This window comes from Niveispirillum fermenti, from assembly GCF_048066175.1.
Classification (GTDB): domain Bacteria; phylum Pseudomonadota; class Alphaproteobacteria; order Azospirillales; family Azospirillaceae; genus Niveispirillum; species Niveispirillum fermenti.
Genome location: NZ_JBLTXA010000116.1, coordinates 1 through 815, shown reverse-complemented (window position 1 = coordinate 815; position 815 = coordinate 1). Strand labels below are relative to the sequence as shown.

Genomic DNA, 815 nt, shown 5'->3' with positions numbered 1-815 from the left:
TTGTGAACTCGACGAGTAGGGCGGGACACGTGTTATCCTGTCTGAATATGGGGGGACCATCCTCCAAGGCTAAATACTCCTGATTGACCGATAGTGAACCAGTACCGTGAGGGAAAGGCGAAAAGAACCCCGGCGAGGGGAGTGAAAAAGAACCTGAAACCGTGTACGTACAAGCAGTAGGAGCCTCTTTATGGGGTGACTGCGTACCTTTTGTATAATGGGTCAGCGACTTATATTCTGTAGCAAGGTTAACCGTATAGGGGAGCCGTAGGGAAACCGAGTCTTAACTGGGCGAATGAGTTGCAGGGTATAGACCCGAAACCCGGTGATCTATCCATGGGCAGGTTGAAGGTTGGGTAACACTAACTGGAGGACCGAACCGACTAATGTTGAAAAATTAGCGGATGACTTGTGGATGGGGGTGAAAGGCCAATCAAACCGGGAGATAGCTGGTTCTCCCCGAAAGCTATTTAGGTAGCGCCTCGTGAACTCATCTTCGGGGGTAGAGCACTGTTTCGACTAGGGGGTCATCCCGACTTACCAACTCGATGCAAACTGCGAATACCGAAGAATGTTATCACGGGAGACACACGGCGGGTGCTAACGTCCGTCGTGAAGAGGGAAACAACCCAGACCGCCAGCTAAGGTCCCAAAGTCATGGTTAAGTGGGAAACGAAGTGGGAAGGCTCAGACAGCCAGGATGTTGGCTTAGAAGCAGCCATCATTTAAAGAAAGCGTAATAGCTCACTGGTCGAGTCGGCCCGCGCGGAAGATGTAACGGGGCTAAACCATGCACCGAAGCTGCGGCAGCGACA

Annotated in this window: 1 rRNA gene; it reads left to right on the top strand. The window is 51.9% G+C overall.

Features of this window, described 5'->3' with window-relative positions:
- Nucleotides 1-815 (top strand): 23S ribosomal RNA (locus ACM9LZ_RS25935); the annotation flags it as partial.